We start from the raw sequence: 18,853 nt of genomic DNA, 5'->3' as shown, positions 1-18,853 counted from the left end.
GCCCCCTTCGTCACATCGGTGAGAATGCCAGGCCCGTCAGGACCGTGATTGTCAGTGCAAGGCCGAGTGCGACGGCGACGACCAGCATCCAGCTCCACTTCGGAAAGCCGAAGCCCGACCCGATCACCGCGAAATGCAGACCCGCCCCGACTAGGTAGACAGAGGCAAATGCAAGGAGCGCGGGATGGCGGCTCATCCATAGGGGTCCATCCAGCAGTGCATAACACCACCACCAACCCAGCATGCCGCCCCCGCCGGCCCAGGACAGAACCATCCCAGTTGCCAATGGCGTCGCGTTGATCCGCCACAACCATAAGAACGTGCCCGAGATGGCGCAGGACATGAGGCCAAGCGTTCCGTAGGCCAGACGATATGTTCCATCGAGTCCCGCGCCGAATTGCAATGTGCACAGAAACAAGAACATTGCCGCAGCACACGTCAAAGGGAATTTCATCGGTTCAATACCTTCTTCACGGCAAGGTCGAGCGCGTCGGCGGCTTGTCGATTACGCTCCAGATCGCGGGACAGGCGGCGGCCGGTCAGCAGACGGATCAGCCACGTCATCGGGGGTATCCCATTCCGTGGCGCACAAGTGTCGCCATCTCGATCAGGACGGCGGTGTTCTTGTTCAGAACCTCTCGGGTCGCTGCGTCCTTCTGGCTGTCGCGCCACAGAAGGTAGAAGACCAGCATCACCCACGGCCCGTCTTCCGACACGATTTTCAGAATCAGATCACCGGCCATCGGCGCGCCAATCGTCCAGAGCGGGGTTGTCGCTGGCAGCAGATACCGTACGCTTCGGCGCGATCTGTGCCGCCACCATCTGACGCCGAAATTCTTGGCCCTTTGCCTGGTGGCGTGCGCCGAAATAGAAGCCGACGATGGCCCCAAGCAGCCACCACAGCGGCTCTGGCACGTAGGCCAAGCCCTGCATCCGGGCGGCGAACCACACCGGATCGACCATCGCGGCGGTGAACAGCCCCAGCGTGCCAAGCGCCATCGCCGGGCGTGGGATGCGGTTGACGCCATCCATGAAGCGATCGAAGGCGCAGCGGTCGCGGTGGGCGAACTCGGACGCGAACTGCTCCAGCGCGCCGGTTTGCAAGGACGCCCCCCGTTCCGCGCGGTTCTCGGCGTTCTCGCGGAACACTTCGGCTGTTTCGGCGACGATGTTCCGCCCGCCGAACAGCACGTTCATCGTGCGGTCAATCAATCCCATGCCGCCACCCGCGCCTCATGTTCGGCGTCCGTCAGATGATAGCGCGCCGAGATGAATTCTTCCGCCCGCTTGATCCAGCCGCCCTTGTCGCCAGAGCGGGCGCAGGCGAACTTGCGCAAGGCCGGACGCGCGTCGCCCAGACGGTAGTAGTAGTTGCGCCGTGCGATACCGTAGGCGTCCACGATGTGCCTTGGGGCGGCGTTATGCGCAGCCTCGACCGCGGCGACGGTCTGCGGGCCGATAATGCCGTCCACCGCGACGGCGTGCCCCATGTCGCGCACCAGCCGTTGCAGGATCTTCACGGCATTCGCACCCGCGTTCACCTGCATATCGAAGACCGAAGGCTGCAACGCTTGCGGCAGACGCCCGATGCCCGGAGCTTCGAAATAGTGGCGCAGGAACAGGTCGGTCGCGGTCTTACGATCTACGCGGCGGACATCGTCCACATCGACGTCGCCATCCCCGTCCAAGTCCAGACCAAGGCTGCGCAGCGTGCCTATGGTCACGCCGTGTTTGGTCGCCCCGCCGGGGTCGTCGGGGTCGTTCACGAAGCCGCCTTCACGGGCGACGATCTGGGTGGCGATTTGGCGGACGCTGTGCATGGGAACCCTCCGGTGTGTTCCCCGGAAGGTCCGCGCAAAGCGTTAATTCATTGAGATGTCATCGTTCGCAGGTTGGTAAACGCCCTGCTCTTTCAGCGCATCAACGACTTCCTTCGGCATATAGGATTCGTCATGCTTGGCCAGGATTTCGCTGGCCTGAAACGTGCCGTCGATGAAACGGCCCGTGCCGACCATGCCCTCGCCTTCACCGAACAGGTCGGGCAGGACGCCCGCGTAGGACACCGGAACAGAGGCCGCGCCGTCGGTGACCCGGAAGGTGATCGTCTCTCCCTGCCCGCGCGTCAGGCTGCCGTCTTCGACCAGCCCGCCGATGCGGAACACCTCGTTCGGCATGGGCGCTTCGGCGACGACTTGGCTGGGAGAGCGGAAGAAATTGATGCCGTCGCGCATGGCATAGCCGATCAGCGCGGTAGAAAGGGTCAACGCCACCGCCGCAACCGCGATGACTTGTATACGGCGTTTCTTCTTCAGGCCCTTCATGCAGTCCTCATGGGAAAACCGGAGCCAGCATCAGCCCCTCTGTCTCTGCTATATCTAGCATGAGATTGGCGTTTTGCACAGCTTGGCCAGATGAACCCTTCGTCAGATTGTCCAGCGCACCGACCACGATGGCCCGCCCGTCGCGCCGGTCTTGCACCACGCCGATATGACAGAAGTTAGAGCCGCGCACATGGTGAGTGCTGGGCGTTTCTCCCATGGGCAGCACTTCGATGAAGGGCTCTTGCGCATAGGTCTCTGCCAGCGTTGCGTGGATCGCGGTCGCGTCACCCCGGACGTAGGTGGTGGCAAGGATACCGCGATTGGCGGGGATCAGATGCGGCGTGAACTGCACCTGCACGGGACGACCGGCGAGCGCGCTGAACTCCTGATCGAACTCACCCAGATGCCGGTGGATTCCACCGACGGCGTAGGCCTGATAGCCCTCGGACAGCTCTGCGTGCAGCAGGTTTTCCTTCAGCGCCCGCCCCGCGCCGGAAACACCGCATTTCAGGTCAAGAATGATCTCATCAAGGTCGATCACCCCGGCAGAGATCAACGGACGCAACACGAACTGCCCCGTGGCGGCATTGCACCCGGTGCCAGCGACCAATCGCGCGCTGCGGATGTCGTCGCGGTAGAACTCGGTCAGGCCATAGACGGCCTCGGCCTGCAGATCGGTCGCCGCGTGGGGTTGGCCATACCACGTCTCGTAGTCGGCAGCGTCGCGCAGGCGGAAGTCAGCGCTCAGGTCCACGACCTTCAGATCGCGCGGCAGGGCGGCGATGACGCGCTGGCTGGTGGCGTGGGGCAGCGCGCAGAAGGCCAGATCGATGCCGGTGAAGTCGATGTCGTCGATCTTCACCAGATCGGGCAGGTTCAGGTGGCGCAGGTGGGGAAAGACGGCGGCCACCGGATCGCCCGCGCGGCGTTCACCCGACAGCGCGGCGATTTCCAACGAAGGATGCGTGGCGATAATGCGGATCAGTTCGGCGCCGGTGTAGCCGGACGCACCGAGGATAGCGATTTTCTTGGGCATCAGGCTTTCTCGAACTGCAGATCACGCTTCATGAAGGGGATCGACCGACCCGACACCTTGCGCGGATCGCCTGTGGTCAGGAACTTGGCTTCGGTCCCGCTACCGCGCATCTCGGGGTGGCGATCCAAGTAGAAGGCCATGCTTTCCGCGACCAGATTCGCTTGAGAGTAAACCTCGACCCCCTCGCCCAGCGCGTCCTGGAACGTCTCTTCCATCAACGGGTAGTGCGTGCAGCCAAGGATCGCGGCCTGTGGATCGGGCATCTTGCGCTTGAGCGCATCGACATGGCTGCGCACGAGCGCTTCGGCCAGTATCATATCGCCATCCTCGATCGCGTCGACGACACCGCCGCAGGCCTGCGCCTCGACATCGACACCGATGGCGCGGAACGCCAACTCACGTTGGAACGCGCGGGACGACACAGTGGCCGGCGTCGCGAACAGCGCCACGTGTTTCACGGCAACTTCGCGCGGCGGAGAGTTGTCGCCCCATTCCCGTTCGGTCAGCGCCTCTATCAGCGGCACGAAAACGCCCAATACGCGCTTGTCCTTGGGCAGCCAAGACTCCTGCATCCGACGTAGAGCCGCCGCAGAAGCAGTGTTGCAGGCCAGAATGACCAGATCGCAGCCCTCTTCCCACAGGCGTTCGACGGCAGCGCAGGTCAGGTTGTAGATGTCGTCCGCAGTCCGCACGCCGTAGGGCGCGTGGGCGCTGTCGGCGAAATAGACGAACGGCACGTCCGGAAGCCGCTTTTCCAGGGCCCTCAAGACGGTCAGCCCGCCCAGCCCGCTATCGAATACGCCGACCGCCATCTTGTGCCCTGTACCTGTCCTCAAACTCGTAGCCGTAGGCGATATCGCCCAGCGGCCTTGGGGACAGCGCATAGGTCGTCGCGCGCAGGAAGTCCATCAGCGCGCGGGGGTCGTGGGCGTGGGGGCGCATCTCTTCGGGCGCAATGGGCGCGCCCACCGCAAGCCGGACGGGCGCATCGACGCGCTTGCCGAATTCCTTGATCAAAAGCGCCATGCGCAGGGTCACGTGCAGGTGGCTGGCCAGTTGGAACAGGCGCGAGTTATGGCCTTCGAAGAAGATCGGCACGACAGTGGCCTTGGACTTCGCGATCATCTTGGCGGTAAAGCCGCGCCATTGCGGATCGAAGGGTTTACCAAACGGCTTGGGCGCGGTGGCGACCGTGCCGCCGGGAAAGACCCCGATAGCCCCGCCTTCGTTCAGATAGGCGAGCGCCGTCTTTCGCGTCTCGATGTTCTGCTGAATGGCCTCTTTCGTATCATCGAAAGACACCGGCAGCACGATGCGGTTCAACTCTTCCGCGCGCCGGAAGACGGAATTGGCAAGGATGCGGAAGTCGCCGCGCCGGGTGGACAGGATATGCCCCAGCGTCAGCCCGTCCAAGATACCGTATGGATGGTTCGCGACGACGATCAGCGGCCCCTCGCGCGGGATGTGATCCAGCGATCCGGCGATCAGGTCCAGCGTCAGGCCATAGCGTTCGACCATCACTTCCCAAAATTCACGCCCCTGCCCCACTTCGGCGTCGTAGCCGGCCGCACGGCGGATCAGCGACAGGCGGCCCGTCGCGTTCTCCATCACGCGAATCAACGCGCGACCAGACCGTGAGCTGGCCGAGCTGGCGTAAGAGATATCGCGCGTGATCTCTCGGGTCATGCTATTCCGCCGCCTGCGCAGTTGCACTGGGACCGCTGCGAATCGCGGCCAGAAATTCCTCGCGACGTTTGGCAGCCTTCTCGGCATTCGCCTGCTTCACCGGGCCGAAACCGCGGATGTCCAACGGCAAACGCGCCAAGGCGATCACCGCATCGCGGGCCTGATCCAGTTTTGGAATCGCATCCTTCATATCCGCTTCATACTGCGTAATCAGCGCCCGCTCCATGCGGCGTTCCGCGGACCGTCCGAACGGATCGAACACCGTGCCCCGCAGAACCCGCCCTTTTGCCAGCATCGGATAGAAATGTTCCACCCATTGCCCGAACTGCTTCTTGTCGGGCCGCCCTTCGGTCTTGGTCAGCGTCGGCGGCGCAAGGTGGTAGGTCAGCGTCAGGTCGCCATCGAACGTCTCGGACGCCCTGTCTCGGGTCTGTTTCAAAAGGCGCGCGACCTCATATTCGTCCTTGTAGGACAATAGCTTGTGATAACCCTCGGCCACCGCAAGTTTCAGGTCGGTGTCTTCGATACCATCCACCAGCTTGCGATACCGTTTCGCCAGTCGCTTACCCTGATACTGCGTCAGATGATCGGCGCGGAAGGCGATCTTTTCATCCAGGCTGCGCGGTTTTTGCACGATGCGCGGCTCTGCGGCACGGGCGGCGTCGTCCGGTGCGTGAACCGCCCAGCGCCCGATCTCGAACGCGCGCAGGTTGGCGTCGACGGCGGCACCGTTCAGCGAGATCGCCTGTTGCAAAGCGTCCAGCGTGACCGGGATCAACCCCGCCTGCCACGCCGCGCCGAAGGTGATCATGTTGGAAAAGATCGTGTCGCCCATGACGGCGCGCGCCAGATCGGTCGCGTCGAACAGGACCAGGCGGTCGCGCAAACGCCGTTTCAGCGCTAGCGACAGGTCTTCCGATGGAATGCGGAACTCTGTGTTGCGCGTGAAGTCACCGGTGACGATGTCGTGGCTGTTGACCACCGCGCCGGTGCGCCCTTGCGCCATCAACCCGATGGTCTTGGCGCCGGCGCTGACCACCAGATCACCGCCGATGATGGCGTCGGCCTCTCCGGTCGCGACGCGGATCGCGCTGATGTCGCCGGGCGTCTTTCCGATCCGGCAATGCACCGCGACCGCCCCGCCCTTCTGCGCCAGACCAGCCATCTCCATCATGCCCGCCCCGCGCCCGTCCAGATGCGCGGCCATCGCCAGAACCGCGCCGATGGTCACAACGCCGGTGCCGCCGACGCCGGTGATGACCACGTTCCACGTGCCGTCGATGGACGGCAGATCGGGGTTAGGCAGGTCGCCCGTGTCCACCTGAGCCGTCGCCTCCTTGCGGATCGTGCCACCGGTGACGGTCACGAAGGACGGGCAAAACCCTTTTACACAAGAGTAGTCCTTGTTGCAGGTGGATTGGTCGATGGCGCGTTTGCGGCCCAGCTCGGTTTCCACCGGGACGATAGCGACGCAGTTCGACTGCACACCGCAGTCGCCGCAGCCTTCGCAGACATCGGTATTGATGAAGATGCGCTCTTCGGGGTCCGGGAAGGTGCCACGCTTGCGGCGGCGACGCTTTTCGGCGGCACAGGTCTGCACGAAGATGATGGCGGAAACGCCCTGCACCGTCTTCAGTCGCTCCATGACCTGCGGCAGATCACTCCGCTCATGCCAGCCCACAGACTTCGGGAACCCGTCCCGGATCGGCTCTTCCTTGGGATCGTAGACGACCTCGATCGCATTCACGCCCATCGCCGCCAGTTCCTGCGCGATGCGGTCGGGGCCCAGTCCGCCTTCGTTTGTCTGCCCCCCGGTCATGGCGACGGCATCGTTATACAGGATCTTGTAGGTGATGTTCGTTCCCGCACTCAGCGCCGCGCGAATCGCCAGCAGGCCAGAATGGTTGTACGTCCCGTCCCCGATGTTCTGGAAGACGTGCGGCGTGGTGGAAAACGGCGCTTCGCCGACCCAGTTCGCGCCCTCCGCGCCCATATGGGTGTAGCCGCTGGTCTCTCGGTCCATCCACATCGCCATGATGTGGCACCCGATCCCGGCATAGGCGCGAGAGCCGTCCGGCACGACGGTAGAGCTGTTGTGCGGGCACCCGGCGCAGAAATAGGGCGTACGCACCGCGATTTCTTCCACGTTGTCGGCGCGGCGCGTCTCTGCCAGCTTTCGCAGGCGGCCTTCCAGTTCCTCGGACCCGCGCCCCTCTTCCACCAGAATCTCACCCAGACGCTCGGCGATGAACACGGGGTCGAGAGACATCTTGGTGGGGAACAGCTCTTCCTTGTGCAGTTGGCCCGCTCCGCCTTTGTACCAGCCGTAGACGCGGCGGCCGTGGCGGTCATCGAAGATCGCCTCTTTGATCTGCACCTCGATCAGCTTGCGCTTTTCCTCGACCACGACGATCAGTTCGACGCCCTCGGCCCAATCGTGGAAGCCCTGCATGTCCAGCGGGAAGGTCTGGCCGACCTTGTAGGTGGTGATACCCAGTGCTTCGGCCCGGCTTTCGTCAATCCCCAGCAAGGACAGCGCGTGGACCAGATCCAGCCAGTTCTTGCCCGCGGCGACGAAACCGATCTTGGCCCCCGGCTTGCCCCAAACGCGCCTGTCCATGCCGTTGGCTCGTGAAAACGCCTCTGCCGCGAAGCGTTTGTAGTCGATCATCCGGGCTTCCTGCGCGACCCAGTGATCGCCCAGCCGGATGTTCACGCCGCCCTCCGGCATCGGGAAATCGGGCGTCGCGAACTGCATGCGCCCCACGCTGCCGTCCACGACGGATGTGACCTCTACGGTATCCTTCATCAGCTTCAGCCCGGCCCAGACGCCCGCGAACCGGCTTAGCGCAAAGCCATAGAGGCCGTAGTCCAGAATTTCCTGCACACCCGCGGGCGACAAGACGGGCATGTACGCGTCCACCATCGCCCAGTCGGACTGGTGGCAGGTGGTCGAGGACTCGCCGGTGTGATCGTCGCCCATCGCCATGATCGCCCCACCGAAGCGCGCAGAGCCTGCCATGTTGGCGTGGCGCATCACGTCGCCAGAGCGATCGACGCCCGGCCCCTTGCCATACCAGAGCGAGAACACGCCATCGAACTTGCCATCGCCGCGCAGACCGGCCTGCTGCGCGCCCCAGATCGCGGTGGCCGACAGGTCTTCGTTCAATCCAGGCTGGAAAAGGATATCGTTCTGCGACAGAAGCTTGTCGGCCTTGGCCATGTTCATGTCCACGGCCCCCAGCGGGGAGCCGCGATAGCCGGTCACATGGCCTGCGGTGTTCAATCCAGCGGCCCGATCCCGCGCCTTTTGCATCAGCATCAGCCGCACCAGCGCCTGCGTGCCGTTCAACAGAACGGGCGAGGCATCCAGATCGTATTTATCGGACAGGCGAACATCTTGACGCGACATTTGTAAGCTCCGTGCTTTCCAAAGAGCCTAACGGAAACGACGGAAGCAACAATTCACAATTCTTTCGTTCTCTCCTGCTATGAGAACAGGGAATGTATGCTTACGTGATCTATTGTCGGCGTAAGACATACCAAGAAACAGAGGCACGATCATGGACTGGGACAAACTGCGGGTTTTTCACGCGGTGGCAGAAGCTGGATCGCTGACGGCGGCGGGCGAATCGCTCCACCTGTCGCAATCCGCCGTGTCGCGCCAGATCCGCGGGCTGGAAGAAAGCTTGGAGACGGTGCTGTTCCACCGTCACGCGCGCGGCTTGATACTGACCGAGCAAGGCGAGTTGCTGCACGACGCGACGGCGGCCATGAACAAGCGGTTGGATACAGCATCGGCGCGCATCCGCGACAGCCGAGAGGAAGTGTTCGGCGACCTGCGCGTGACGACCACCACCGGCTTCGGCACGCTGTGGCTGGTCCCCCGTCTGGCCAAGCTTTACGAGGAATACCCCAACCTCAAGATCGACCTGATGCTGGAAGAGCGCGTGCTCGACCTGCCCATGCGCGAAGCCGACGTGGCGATCCGCATGAAGGAACCCAGCCAAGCCGATCTGGTACGCAAGCGCCTGAACACCGTGCGGATGCGCCTTTACGCGATGCCGGAATATCTGGAAGCGCACGGGCGCCCGCAATCCATCCAGGATCTGCCGAACCACCGCCTCATCAGTCAGGCGGTGACGGCGCATCAGGTGTCATCGGGACAGTCTCTGATCGAAAGCCTGCTGTCGGTCGGCATTCCGTCAACCCTGACGGTGAATAACTACTTCGGTGTGCTGCAGGGCGTGAAATCGGGGCTGGGGATCGGCGTACTGCCCGACTACCTTGTCGCAGACACGCCCACGATGGAACGCGTCTTGCCTGACGTGGAATCCGCACAGATCCCCGTCTACCTCGCCTACCCCGAGGAATTGCGTCACTCCCAACGCATCGCCGCCTTCCGCGACTTCGTGCTGCGCGAACTGTCGGAAACGGCGAAAAGCATCAGCGCCGTTGAAAGCCAGAGGGTTGCACAGGGCGCATAGCGGGTGTGCGCTGTCGCGCCGCGATCTTTATTGAATGCCCGATATTCGAGCACTAAGTCGATCGTGAAGCGGCGTTGACATGCGTCCGTCGCTTTACCTCCCTGTTGGACTGGCCGGGCCTTTGTGCCCGGCCTTTTTTTCATTCGCACGTCTGCAGGCGTGATATGATCCTGAAAACAACGGATGCGCGCATGACCGATGACCGGACGCTGACCTGCCGATGCGGTGAAACGGAGTGGGTGATCAATACCGCCGGAGGCACGCACGTGGTTTGTCATTGCGCGGACTGCCAGACCTTCGCCACCCATCTCTCACCTGATCAAGTGCCGACCGATCCCGCAGGCGGCACCCATCTCCTGCAGACACTGCCGGACCATGTGACTTTCCTGAAGGGTACCGAAAACCTTGGCTGCCTGCGCCTGTCCCCGAAGGCACTGATGCGCTGGTATACGACCTGCTGCCGCACGCCGGTGGCCAATACACTGCCCCGACCAGGCATTCCGTTCGTCGGACTCGTTCTGCCGCCAGAGACACAAGACTTCGGCAAGGTCACCGCCCGCGCCTTTACCGAGTCCGCCAAAAGGCCCGTGGAAACGTATGGTATGGCCCGGGCCGGGCTTGGCGTTCTACGCCGCGCCCTTCTGGGACGGATCGCGGGCGCGCATCGCCGATCGCCTTTCGTGACACCCGACGGCTCACCCATCGCGACGCCAACAGTTCTGACGCGCGAAGAACGCGCCGCCGCGCGCCCCGGCTGACTGCCCCTTCCACGCGTGCCAGCGATACCGTATGACGCCGCCCAACCGGACGGGGGACCGACATGACACAGCCGCAGATCACGCCCGAACTCATTGATGCGCACGGCCTGAAGCCTGACGAATACCAGCGCATCCTCGATATCATCGGGCGGACCCCAAGCTTTACCGAACTGGGCATTTTCTCGGCGATGTGGAACGAGCATTGCTCTTACAAGTCATCGAAGAAGTGGCTGCGCACCCTGCCCACGACCGGCCCGCAAGTGATCTGCGGCCCCGGAGAGAACGCGGGCGTGGTGGATATCGGCGACGGTCAGGCCGTGGTCTTCAAGATGGAAAGCCACAACCACCCGTCGTACATCGAACCCTACCAGGGCGCTGCCACAGGCGTGGGCGGCATCCTGCGCGATGTGTTCACCATGGGGGCGCGCCCTATCGCGGCGATGAACGCGCTGTCCTTCGGTGACGTTGACCATGCCAAGACGCGCCAGCTGGTCCACGGCGTCGTGGCCGGCGTTGGCGGCTACGGCAATTCCTTCGGCGTACCGACCGTCGGCGGCGAAGTGCGGTTCGACCCGTCCTACAACGGCAACTGCCTTGTGAACGCCTTCGCGGCGGGCTTGGCCGACGCCGACAATATCTTCTACTCGGCAGCTTCTGGCGTCGGTCGCCCGGTCGTCTATCTGGGCGCGAAAACCGGCCGCGACGGCGTCGGCGGTGCCACCATGGCCAGCGCCGAATTCGACGACACCATCGAGGACAAACGCCCCACCGTTCAGGTCGGCGACCCGTTCACCGAAAAGCGTCTGATGGAAGCCTGTCTGGAACTGATGCAAACCGGCGCTGTCATCGCGATCCAGGACATGGGGGCCGCTGGTCTGACATGTTCCGCCGTCGAAATGGGCGACAAGGGCGGGCTGGGCGTGAAACTGACGCTGGATGACGTGCCCCAGCGCGAAACCAACATGACCGCCTACGAGATGATGCTGTCCGAGTCGCAAGAGCGCATGCTGATGGTGCTGGACCCGTCGAAAGAGACCGAGGCCCGCGCCGTGTTCGACAAGTGGGACCTGGACTTCGCCATCGTGGGCGAGACCATTGCGGAAGACCGCTTCATCGTAATGCACAAGGGCGAAGAGGTGGCGAACCTGCCGCTCTCTACCTTGTCCGGCGCCGCCCCCGAATACGACCGCCCGTGGGAGCCGACCCCCGCCCCCGCGCCGCTGGAAAACGCGCCACGGATGAACCCGATCGAGGGGCTGAAGGCCCTGATCTCTCACCCTGCTTACGCGTCGAAGAAGTGGGTCTATGAACAATACGACAGCCAAGTCATGGCCGACACCGTCCGCGCCCCCGGCGCAGGTGCGGGCATCGTGCGGGTTCACGGCACCGACAAGGCGCTGGCCTTTACGTCCGACGTGACCCCCCGCTACGTTTTCGCCGACCCCGTCGAGGGCGGCAAGCAAGCGGTCGCGGAAGCCTATCGCAACCTCGTATCCGTCGGCGCGCGTCCCCTTGCCACGACCGACAATCTGAACTTCGGCAATCCCGAAAAGCCCCGGATCATGGGCCAGATCGTCGGCGCGATAAACGGCATCGGTCAGGCCTGCGCCGCGCTCGACATGCCTATCGTCTCCGGCAACGTGTCTCTGTACAACGAGACCGACGGCACCGGCATCCTGCCCACTCCCACCATCGGCGCGGTCGGCTTGATCGACGACCTGAACAACGCCATCACCGGCACCGCCCAGCCCGGTGATATCGCGCTGGTGATCGGTGCCACCAAGGGGCATCTGGGCCGCTCCGCACTGCTATCGGTGGTCTTCGACCGCGATGAGGGAACCCCGCCGCCCGTCGATCTGGAGGTCGAACGCAAGAACGGTGCGTTCATCCTGGAACACGCCGAGCATCTAAGCGCCTGTACCGACCTGTCCGACGGCGGCTTGGCGCTGGCCGCTTTCGAGATGGCGGAAGCCGCCGGAATCGGCGTCTGCATCGACCGCAAGAAGAAAACCGCCAGCCTGTTCGGCGAAGACCAGGGACGCTACCTGATCGCTTGCCGATTCGACCTGTGCGAATTCCTTATGCTGCAGGCCAACAATGCGGGCCTCACCGTCGCGCTCGTCGGCAAGTTCGGCGGCGATGAAATCACGCTGGGCACCGCAAGCGCCCCCGCCGAAGAGCTGTTCGACATCTACCGCACCAGCTTCGAAAAATCTCTGGGCTGACCCTCTTTGCAAACGCTTCGGCGTGCCGCAGGGTGCGCCGGACCGTCAGGGAGGACACGATGACCACAGCCGATTCCCACCGCTTCACCAACCTCTCCGTCACCGTCACCGACGACGGCATCTGGGATGTGGTCCTGTCGCGTCCCGAAAAGCGCAATGCTCTGAACCTCGACACGGTCGACGCGCTGATCGACCTCTTCACTGCCGCTCCACGGGAAGACGCGCGCGCTGTCGTGCTGTCGGGCGCCGGGGATCACTTCTGCGCAGGGCTCGATCTGGTCGAGCATCACAAGGCAGACCGTTCCCCGGCAGAGTTCTGGCAGGTCTGCCTGCGCTGGCACGAAGCGTTCAACAAAATGGAATACGGTGGCGTCCCGGTTATCTGCGCGCTGACCGGCGCTGTCGTGGGCGGCGGATTGGAACTGGCCAGTGCCGCGCACATCCGCGTTGCGGACCAATCCACCTACTTCGCCCTGCCCGAAGGCCAGCGCGGCCTGTTCACCGGCGGCGGCGCCACGATCCGCGTCACCGATCTGGTCGGCAAGGCGCGCATGATCGACATGATGCTGACCGGCCGCGTCTATCAGGGGCAAGAGGCGATCGACCTTGGCCTTGCGCAGTACCTCGCCGACGACAGCCGCGCCCATGCCATGGACCTGGCCCACAAGATCGCCGAGAATCTGCCGCTGACCAACTTCGCCATCTGCTCTGCCGTCAGCCACATGAGCAACATGAGCGCGCTGGACGCGGCTTATGCAGAGGCTTGCGTCGCAGGTGTCGTGAACACGCAGCCGGACGCCCGTGCGCGACTGGCCGCCTTTGCCGACAAGTCCGGCCCGCGCATCCGTCCGCAGCAAGACTAGGCGGAACCTGACTGGGCGTAGCGGGTTTCCCATGGCCTGCTTATCGTGAGTATCATGCAAGTCTTCCGCTGCCCCGCCTGCGACCGCCCGCTCTACCTGCACAACACCGCCTGCCGCTGCGGTCAGCCCGTGCAATTCGATCCCGACGCGCAGGCTATGCGCACCGACGCCACGCCGTGCCGCAACCGCGAACGTATCTCCTGCAACTGGATGGCCGAGAGTGCCGACGGCTGGTGCCGGTCCTGCGCGATGACGCGCACGGTGCCCGACCTTGGCTCGGACGAAAACCTGCAGCTTTGGATCCAGACAGAGGCGGCCAAACGCTGGATGCTGGCGGGATTGGCGCGCTGGGGCTGGTTCGGCCCCTCTGACCCCGGTGACCGCCCTTCGTTTCGGATGCTGTCCGAGCATACGTCCCTTGGCAACGCGAAGGTCGTGATGGGTCACGCCTCTGGCCTGATCACCATCAACGTGTCTGAGGCGTCAGAGGCCGAGCGGACGCGCCGCCGCGACAACATGGGAGAGCTTTACCGCACGATGCTGGGCCACATGCGCCACGAGATGGCGCATTTCCTGCATCTGCGTCTGTCCGAAGATGCCGAATTCCTGGCTGGTTTCCGCGACCTATTCGGCGACGAACGCGCCGACTACGGAGAGGCTTTGAAGAAGCACTATGCCGCGCCCTCACCCGCCAGCGAAAGCCACGTCACCAGCTACGCGACCGCCCACCCGCACGAAGATTGGGCCGAGACCATCGCCCATCTTCTGCACCTGACCGACCTGCTCGACAGCGCGGCGGCGGCGCAACTGTCGATCCCCGATGGCTACGCGCCCGGCTATGATGCCTATCAAGAGAGCGATCCCCACCGCCTGCTTGGCCTTGCCGTCGATGTCTCGATCCGCGCCAACCACGTGAACCGTGCTATGGATCTTCCGGACCTGTATCCCTTCGTGCTGACGGGACCTGTGCGGGAAAAGCTGTCCTTCGCCCACGGCCACATGCGGCGCATATGAAAAACGGGCGCGGGAGTTCTCCCCCGCCCCCGTCTTCATCTTGTCTAAGATACTCACCGGACCGCTATCGCGGCCCGGCATAGCGCTTGCTACAGCAGGGACTTCACCTTGCTGACCACCGCGTCCGCGGTAATGCCGAACTGCTTGAACAGCTCTCCAGCAGGTGCGGACGCGCCGAAGCTGTCCATGCCGACGAAACCGGCCTTCGCCTCACGGCCCCGCTCGCCCAGAAGCCAACGGTCCCACGGCTGACGCGCGGCGGCTTCGATGCCCACGCGCACGGCTCCGGCGGGCAGCACCCGGCGGCGGTAGGCTTCGTCCTGCTGCGCGAACAGCTCGAACGAGGGCATAGAGACGACGCGCGTACCGATGCCTTCCGCTTCCAACGTGGCCTTGGCCTCCATCGCCAGCGACACTTCGGACCCGGTCGCCATGAGAACGGCCTGACGCTTGCCCTCGGCCTCGGCCAGAACATACGCCCCCTGAGAAACCATGTTCTTGTTCTGATGCTTGGTGCGCACAGTCGGCAGGCCTTGGCGCGTGAGGACGAGGAAGGTCGGCGCGTGGGTCGTGTTCAGTGCGACTTCCCAAGCCTCTGCCGTCTCGATCGTATCGGCGGGACGGATCACCTGCACGTTGGGCGTGGCACGCATCATCGCCAGATGCTCGACCGGCTGGTGCGTCGGGCCGTCTTCGCCCAGACCGATGGAGTCGTGGGTCATCACGTAGATCACCGGCGCACCCATCAGCGCCGACAGGCGAACGGCGGGACGCGCGTAGTCGGTAAACACGAAGAACGTGCCGCCGTAGGGACGGATGCCGCCGTGCAGCGCCATGCCGTTCATCGCCGCGGCCATGCCGTGCTCTCGGATGCCGTAGTGGATGTACCGCCCGTCACGGTTGTCGGCGTCGAAGATGCCCAGATCGGGCGTCAACGTGTTGTTCGAACCCGTCAGGTCCGCCGATCCGCCCAGCGTTTCCTTCACGATGGGGTTCAGCACTTCCAGCGTCTTCTCGGACGAGGCTCGCGTCGCCAGTTTGGGGGCGCTCTCGCTCATCTGCTTCTTGAACGCGCGGATGGTCGAAGACAGCTTCTTCGGCATCTCGCCCGTCATCGCGGCATCGAACTGCTTGCGCTTACCAGCGCCCAGCTGCTCGACCCGTTCGTTCCAGGCCTCACGCTCGGCGGCACCGCGCGCGCCAACCTCTTCCCACCAAGATTTGATCTCGGGCGGAATATGGAAGGCCTCATGCTTCCAGCCGTAGGCCGTGCGCGTGTCCGCCATCAGCGTGGCGTCGGTCAACGCGCCGTGGCCCTTACCCGTATCCTGAGCACTGGAGCCCAGAGCGATGTGCGTCTTGCAGGCGATCATCGACGGTTTGCCCGCCTTCTTCGCAGCTTCGATCGCGGCGTCGATGGCATCGGCGTCGTGGCCGTCAATTTCTTGCGTATGCCACCCGCAGGCGTCGAAACGCTTCACCTGATCGGTGCTGTCTGTCTTGGAGATATCGCCGTCGATGGAAATGCCGTTGTCGTCGAAGAAGACGATCAGGTTCGACAGTTTCAGGTGCCCGGCCATGGCGATGGCCTCATGGCTGACGCCTTCCATTAAGCAGCCGTCACCGGCGAAGACGTAGGTGTGGTGATCCACGACCTTTTTGCCGAAGCGCGCACGCAGCGATTCCTCGGCAATAGCCATGCCCACGGCGGTTGCCAGACCCTGCCCCAGCGGGCCGGTCGTCGTCTCGATCCCGCCCGCGTGGCCCGCTTCCGGGTGGCCCGCCGTCTTGCTGCCCCATTGACGAAAATTGCGCAGCTGTTGCAGCGTCATATCCTCGTACCCGGTCAGGTACAGCAGCGAATAGAGCAGCATAGAGCCATGACCGTTCGACACGACGAAGCGATCCCGGTCGGCCCAATTGGGGGCACTGGCGTCGAACTTCAGGTGCTTGGACCACAGGACCGTCGCGATATCGGCCATGCCCATGGGCATTCCGGAGTGGCCCGAATTGGCGGCCGCCACAGCGTCCAGCGTCAGGGTGCGGATCGCGGTAGAGCGCATCCAATGATCGGGGTCGCGCTCGCGCAGGGTGGCGATGTCCATGGGGCAAATCCTTCGGAAAACATGCGTTGAAGGCGTGATACCAGCCCCCCGGCCAAGGTCAACGCAGGCCGTGCACGGCCCTTGGTAAATCGAGGGGCTGAATTATGCGCCCGATTGCGATTTACTGACGCAAAGGGCGCGAATCATGTTGCCCTGCCCGCAGGATACCGGATCGAGCGCATGCAAGACATCAACACGCTTCAGGATCGGCTGGACGCGGCTTTGACACGGATCGGGCGCGGCCTGTCCGATCTGGGCCCGCTGCAGACCGAACCAGAGGTTCCGCCCCAACCCGAAGGCCCCGATCCCGCCGAGCTGGAGGCAGAGCTTGCGTCGGAACGCGAAGTGACCGCGCAGCTTCAGGAACGGCTGAAAACCAGCCGGGAACGTGCGGATGCCCGCATCGCCGAAGTCGAAAGCGACCTGCAAACCGCGCAGGATCAGCTGGCAGAAATCGAAGCCGACCGCGTGCGCCTAAAGGCCATGCTGACGGCCTTGCGCGACACCTGCGAAGCGCTGCGCACAGCCAATGAGGAAGGCTTGGGTGACAGCGATCTGATCAACACCGCAATGGCGACAGAGATCGAGGCGCTCCATGCCATGCGCGCCTCTGACCGGGCCGAACTGGAAGCCATCGTGGCCATGATCGGCGACGCCACCGACGAAGGGGGACGCTAGATGCCCGATGAAGAAATCACCATCGGCGGACGCTCTTACGAAGTTTCCTGCCAGCCCGGCGAGGAGCATTTCCTGCACTCCGCCGCCAGCCTGATCGACGCCGAGGCGCAGACGCTTCTGTCCCAGATCGGGCGTATGCCAGAAACGCGGATGCTGTTGATGGCGGGCCTGATGCTGGCCGACAAGACTGCCGGGATCGAAGAACAGCTGCGCGTCGCCGAAAGCCGCGTGGCAGAGCTGGAGCGCACGATCGCTCATCTGCGCAGCGCGCCCGCGCAGACCGAACGAGTCGAAGTGCCCGTGATCCCCAACGCCGTGCTGGATCAACTCGCGCAGTTCGCCGACCGGGCCGAGGCGCTCGCGGACGAGACGGAATCCCGCGCGCAGAAAGACGCCACGGGCTGAACGTAAAAAGGGGACGCATCATCGCGTCCCCTTCCTTCAACTCAGTGCGACACGCCCGCGTCGCAAGCGGCTTAGATCAGCCGTTGGCTTCCCGGATCTTGTTGGCGGCATCCTTGTCGAAGGCGATGCCTTCTTTTTCGAACATCTGGTCCAACTCGCCCGATAGCGTCATCTCGGTTATGATATCGCAGCCGCCGACGAATTCGCCTTTCACGTAAAGCTGCGGGATCGTGGGCCAGTCGGAGTAGTCCTTGATGCCCTGACGCACGTCCTCGTCCTCAAGCACGTTCACATCGGCATAATCCACGCCCATAAAGTTCAGCACCCCTGCCACGCGGCTGGAAAAGCCACACTGCGGCATGGACTTGGTGCCTTTCATAAACAGCACAACATCGTTGCCGGTCACGGTCTTCTTGATCTGCTCTTCGGCGCTCATCGCGTTAATCCTTCGATTTGTCCTTGGGTACGAAAAGCCGCGCATAGGCCTGCGGGTCCTTCGGTACGGTGTATTCACTGGCGTTTCCGCCACCCCCACCGCCCGAGAAATACTCGGACCGCAGGGTATGATGGCCGCTGCCGGGCAGGCTGCCGCGCTCGGCGTCGGCCTCGGCGCGCATGACGCGCAGGGCTTGCCAGACGACAAGACCGGCGATGGCCGCGACCAGTCCGACCATCAGCCAGGTCATTCAGGCGCTCGCGTCGTCAGCGCCAGCGCGTGCAGATCGCCATGGCTGCCCTGCATCTTCTCTTTCAGCGCGGCATAGACGGCGCGCTGCTGCTGCACCCGGTTCTTACCCACGAAACTGGGGTCCACGACTTCTGCGGCGTAGTGGTTTCCGTCGCCGGCCAGGTCCGTGATGGTAATCTGCGCGTCCGGAAAAGAGGCGCGGATCAAATCCTCGATCTCGCGGGCTTCGATGGGCATGGGCGTCCTCGTCTGCGTGGGCACAACGAACGTAAGAGCGCGACGCCCTGCGCGCAAGGCGTCCTTGTTCCGTACCGGCGCCTGGACCGAACGCCGCAAAATCACAGCGCTTCGTTCGAAAAGAAAAGTTATGGGCAAGGCGCTCGGAAATCGCCAACAGAAGGTAAAGGCCCCGCGGACACGCAGAAAAATTCTAAGAAGAAGCTTTCATTAAGCGTTGCTTCATAGATTTTGCATACAACGTCGAAAGGACATCGGCGGTCAGCCCGACTTATTCCCCAATCATCGTCACAATACGGCCCATTTTTAAATTAAAGCTGAAGAATTAAGGTAAACAGGAGGCAGGGCGA

20 protein-coding genes are annotated in these 18,853 nt (G+C 63.5%); 7 read left to right on the top strand and 13 right to left on the bottom strand.

Going from position 1 to position 18,853, the window contains the following annotated elements; translation table 11 throughout:
- Positions 1-10: 10 nt before the first annotated feature.
- The 9 genes from FIU81_RS05875 to FIU81_RS05835 all read right to left on the bottom strand — a co-directional run bounded on the left by FIU81_RS05875 (position 11) and on the right by FIU81_RS05835 (position 8,455).
- Positions 11-424, bottom strand: a complete 414-nt coding sequence (locus FIU81_RS05875; RefSeq protein WP_124112637.1) for a hypothetical protein — start codon at positions 422-424, stop codon at positions 11-13.
- Between the two features lie 136 nt (positions 425-560).
- Positions 561-743, bottom strand: a complete 183-nt coding sequence (locus tag FIU81_RS05870) for a hypothetical protein (RefSeq protein WP_124112636.1) — start codon at positions 741-743, stop codon at positions 561-563.
- Positions 733-1,218, bottom strand: a complete 486-nt coding sequence (locus tag FIU81_RS05865; protein ID WP_124112635.1) for a holin family protein — start codon at positions 1,216-1,218, stop codon at positions 733-735. Before FIU81_RS05865 ends, FIU81_RS05870 begins: the two co-directional genes overlap by 11 nt.
- The gene (locus tag FIU81_RS05860) at positions 1,209-1,820 is read right to left on the bottom strand and encodes a holin-associated N-acetylmuramidase (protein WP_124112634.1); all 612 of its coding nucleotides are present in this window, start codon (positions 1,818-1,820) and stop codon (positions 1,209-1,211) included. Before FIU81_RS05860 ends, FIU81_RS05865 begins: the two co-directional genes overlap by 10 nt.
- Before the next feature lie 42 nt (positions 1,821-1,862).
- Positions 1,863-2,321: a cytochrome c maturation protein CcmE gene (gene ccmE, locus FIU81_RS05855; RefSeq protein ID WP_124112633.1), complete on the bottom strand. Its 459-nt coding sequence runs from the start codon at positions 2,319-2,321 to the stop codon at positions 1,863-1,865.
- A gap of 7 nt (positions 2,322-2,328) precedes the next feature.
- Positions 2,329-3,357, bottom strand: a complete 1,029-nt coding sequence (gene argC / locus FIU81_RS05850) for an N-acetyl-gamma-glutamyl-phosphate reductase (RefSeq protein WP_124112632.1) — start codon at positions 3,355-3,357, stop codon at positions 2,329-2,331.
- A complete protein-coding gene (gene murI, locus FIU81_RS05845) occupies positions 3,357-4,169 on the bottom strand; it encodes a glutamate racemase (protein WP_124112631.1) in 813 nt (270 codons plus the stop codon). The genes argC and murI overlap by 1 nt, the downstream gene beginning before the upstream one ends.
- Positions 4,147-5,043: a lysophospholipid acyltransferase family protein gene (locus FIU81_RS05840; RefSeq protein WP_124112630.1), complete on the bottom strand. Its 897-nt coding sequence runs from the start codon at positions 5,041-5,043 to the stop codon at positions 4,147-4,149. Before FIU81_RS05840 ends, murI begins: the two co-directional genes overlap by 23 nt.
- Position 5,044: 1 nt before the next feature.
- The gene (locus tag FIU81_RS05835) at positions 5,045-8,455 is read right to left on the bottom strand and encodes an indolepyruvate ferredoxin oxidoreductase family protein (protein WP_124112629.1); all 3,411 of its coding nucleotides are present in this window, start codon (positions 8,453-8,455) and stop codon (positions 5,045-5,047) included.
- Between the two features lie 151 nt (positions 8,456-8,606).
- On the opposite strand from FIU81_RS05835, the gene FIU81_RS05830 reads away from it, so the two are divergent.
- The 5 genes from FIU81_RS05830 (at position 8,607) to FIU81_RS05810 (ending at position 14,390) form a co-directional block, all read left to right on the top strand.
- Complete coding sequence (locus FIU81_RS05830) at positions 8,607-9,530, top strand: LysR family transcriptional regulator (protein ID WP_124112628.1); 924 nt, start codon at positions 8,607-8,609, stop codon at positions 9,528-9,530.
- Between the two features lie 191 nt (positions 9,531-9,721).
- Positions 9,722-10,288 (top strand): DUF6151 family protein, encoded by a 567-nt coding sequence (locus FIU81_RS05825; protein ID WP_152460905.1) that lies wholly within the window; start codon positions 9,722-9,724, stop codon positions 10,286-10,288.
- Positions 10,289-10,350: 62 nt separating this feature from the next.
- Complete coding sequence (gene purL, locus FIU81_RS05820; protein ID WP_124112626.1) at positions 10,351-12,513, top strand: phosphoribosylformylglycinamidine synthase subunit PurL; 2,163 nt, start codon at positions 10,351-10,353, stop codon at positions 12,511-12,513.
- A 59-nt stretch (positions 12,514-12,572) separates the two neighbouring features.
- Complete coding sequence (locus FIU81_RS05815) at positions 12,573-13,376, top strand: crotonase/enoyl-CoA hydratase family protein (protein ID WP_124112625.1); 804 nt, start codon at positions 12,573-12,575, stop codon at positions 13,374-13,376.
- A gap of 54 nt (positions 13,377-13,430) precedes the next feature.
- Positions 13,431-14,390 carry a putative zinc-binding metallopeptidase gene (locus FIU81_RS05810; RefSeq protein ID WP_124112903.1) on the top strand — a complete coding sequence of 320 codons (960 nt, stop codon included), beginning with the start codon at positions 13,431-13,433 and terminating at the stop codon, positions 14,388-14,390.
- 89 nt (positions 14,391-14,479) lie between these two features.
- Here FIU81_RS05810 and tkt read toward each other — a convergent pair whose 3' ends face one another.
- Positions 14,480-16,495 carry a transketolase gene (gene tkt / locus FIU81_RS05805; RefSeq protein ID WP_124112624.1) on the bottom strand — a complete coding sequence of 672 codons (2,016 nt, stop codon included), beginning with the start codon at positions 16,493-16,495 and terminating at the stop codon, positions 14,480-14,482.
- Between the two features lie 180 nt (positions 16,496-16,675).
- Here tkt and FIU81_RS05800 point away from each other — a divergent pair, with 180 nt between their 5' ends.
- Both FIU81_RS05800 and FIU81_RS05795 read left to right on the top strand, forming a co-directional pair.
- The gene (locus FIU81_RS05800; RefSeq protein WP_124112623.1) at positions 16,676-17,173 is read left to right on the top strand and encodes a hypothetical protein; all 498 of its coding nucleotides are present in this window, start codon (positions 16,676-16,678) and stop codon (positions 17,171-17,173) included.
- A complete protein-coding gene (locus FIU81_RS05795; RefSeq protein ID WP_124112622.1) occupies positions 17,174-17,578 on the top strand; it encodes a cell division protein ZapA in 405 nt (134 codons plus the stop codon).
- A 76-nt stretch (positions 17,579-17,654) separates the two neighbouring features.
- Here the strand turns inward: FIU81_RS05795 and grxD are convergent, their stop codons facing one another.
- From grxD to FIU81_RS05780, 3 genes are read right to left on the bottom strand one after another with little or no spacing between them, the layout of a single operon-like run.
- A complete protein-coding gene (grxD, locus tag FIU81_RS05790; RefSeq protein WP_124112621.1) occupies positions 17,655-18,014 on the bottom strand; it encodes a Grx4 family monothiol glutaredoxin in 360 nt (119 codons plus the stop codon).
- Positions 18,015-18,018: 4 nt separating this feature from the next.
- Positions 18,019-18,264: a hypothetical protein gene (locus FIU81_RS05785; RefSeq protein WP_124112620.1), complete on the bottom strand. Its 246-nt coding sequence runs from the start codon at positions 18,262-18,264 to the stop codon at positions 18,019-18,021.
- Positions 18,261-18,503 (bottom strand): BolA/IbaG family iron-sulfur metabolism protein, encoded by a 243-nt coding sequence (locus FIU81_RS05780; protein WP_124112619.1) that lies wholly within the window; start codon positions 18,501-18,503, stop codon positions 18,261-18,263. The genes FIU81_RS05785 and FIU81_RS05780 overlap by 4 nt, the downstream gene beginning before the upstream one ends.
- Positions 18,504-18,853 lie beyond the last annotated feature (350 nt).

This window comes from Palleronia sp. THAF1 (assembly GCF_009363795.1).
GTDB lineage: Bacteria > Pseudomonadota > Alphaproteobacteria > Rhodobacterales > Rhodobacteraceae > Palleronia.
The sequence above is the reverse complement of the archived record's forward strand: the minus strand, read 5'-3'. Positions and strand labels throughout refer to the sequence as shown.